The following is a 1,268-nucleotide window of genomic DNA, read 5'->3' as shown; positions in this document are numbered from 1 at the left end:
GTGGCTTCTTCAATCAACTCTTTCGCTTTGTCCCATAAGGTAACAGAGCCAAATTCAATTCGTTTATTAATGGTAAGCGCCTGTTCACGCGTTACACTATTCTCTTTCCAACTTTGACCATTGTTATGGTAGTTCAAGAGCATCGGAATTAAACGGTCAAGTGCTTTTGCATATTTTGCATCATCACTCTGCGCGGCTTCAAATTCTTGCCAAAGCGCTAATAATTCTTGCCCTTGATCTGTAGGTAGCATATCAAATAAGCGTTCAGCGGCTTTTATTTCTTTTTCTGCTTGCTCTTTTGAAGCTGCAGTATCATAAACAAACGTGTCGCCTGCGTCGATCTCAACAACGTCATGTATCAATAGCATTTTCATCACTCGACAGATATCGACTGGTGCATTTGCGTGCTCTTCCATTAATACTGCCATCAATGCGACGTGCCAACTGTGCTCACCGCTGTTTTCAAGACGACCTTCGGCGCTTTTCACCCGAGTACGACGCAATACGCTTTTGAGCTTATCAAGCTCAATGAGTAATGCTAACTGCTTTTCTAATCGATCCATATTAGCGCCCTTCTTGCTGCCAATGAGGGTTAGTTAATGATGTCAGCACATGATCTTGCCATTCACCATTGATCAAAAGGTAATCTTTTGCGTAACCTTCTTTGCTAAACCCGACAAACTCTAGCACAGCTTCACTGCGTTTGTTATGAGGCATATAGCCGGCTTGGATACGATGCATTTTTTGCACGTTAAACATGTAGTCGCATGCCATTTTTAACCCACGACGCATATAGCCGTGACCTTGTGCCTCTTCCGCCAAGGAATAGCCAACGTTACAGCTATAAAATGGAAAACGACTCATACTGCTGAATGAAATCGTTCCCAGCATGCGCCCTGTATCATCATTGGTGAGCAAGCAATAGTAGCCAAGCCCCATGCGATGGAGCTCGTTCAACTTAATCAGTTTTTGGAGCCAACCATTAACAGAGAAAAACGCCTCTTCTCGCTTTGGTTCAAATGGCTTCAAATAATCGCGATTAGATTGAAAATACGCCGCGATCATATCGGCATCACCGATTTCAGCGGTTCGTAGAAGCAAGTCGCCGTCCAACTTGTGAACGGCGATTGATGAACTATGATCTTCCATTACAAACGACAACTTCCCTTTTCTTGATTACTCGCGTTAATTCTTACGAATCCCATAGTCACGTAACTTATTCGCAATAGACGTGTGCGACACATTCAAACGCTTCGCTAACTTACGGC

The 1,268-nt window shown here is 43.6% G+C and carries 3 protein-coding genes; all 3 read right to left on the bottom strand.

Annotated elements, in window-relative coordinates; genetic code table 11:
• On the bottom strand, nt 1-563 hold a 563-nt coding region (locus tag R7O12_RS25465; protein ID WP_318126845.1), incomplete at its 3' end, for an HD domain-containing protein.
• Nucleotide 564: 1 nt separating this feature from the next.
• Entirely contained in the window at nt 565-1,149 is a 585-nt protein-coding gene (gene rimJ / locus R7O12_RS25460; RefSeq protein ID WP_318126844.1) for a ribosomal protein S5-alanine N-acetyltransferase, read from the bottom strand.
• Between the two features lie 36 nt (nt 1,150-1,185).
• Nucleotides 1,186-1,268, bottom strand: an 83-nt coding sequence (locus R7O12_RS25455) for a TyrR/PhhR family helix-turn-helix DNA-binding protein (RefSeq protein ID WP_318126847.1), incomplete at its 5' end; no start/stop codon positions are given.

Source organism: Vibrio sp. Vb1574, assembly GCF_033338675.1.
Note: the sequence above shows the minus strand (reverse complement) of the source record. Positions and strands in the feature narration are given on the sequence as shown.